This window comes from Pseudoalteromonas sp. SIMBA_162 (assembly GCF_046535955.1).
Classification (GTDB): Bacteria; Pseudomonadota; Gammaproteobacteria; order Enterobacterales; family Alteromonadaceae; genus Pseudoalteromonas; species Pseudoalteromonas marina.
The window spans coordinates 1-244 of record NZ_JAWJBQ010000991.1 but is presented as its reverse complement, the minus strand read 5'-3'; the positions used below and the strand labels follow the sequence as shown (position 1 = coordinate 244).

At 30.7% G+C, this 244-nt stretch carries 1 protein-coding gene; it reads right to left on the bottom strand.

Translation table 11 applies throughout. The annotated features are described in order from the left end of the window. Positions 1-244 (bottom strand): hypothetical protein (locus tag R0J88_RS22685; protein ID WP_410901276.1); only part of this gene is annotated, 244 nt, incomplete at both ends.

The window sequence follows — 244 nt, the reverse complement described above, 5'->3', positions numbered from 1 at the left end:
CGTTTGTTTTGTAGGAGTAACTTGCCAGTTCGGATTGATGATTACTTCATCTACAATTGGATCTGATGATGGTTGTACAAGATACTCACTCACACTCACAATATGATTATTTTCATTTTCATTAAACATATTTTCTGTTGAATAATCAGTGTTCGTTGTCTCTTTTTTCTCTGATTTATCAGTAACAACATCCTTGGATTTTTCATTTTTTTTACTTTCAGTGACTTGTTTTGTTTCTTTTGTA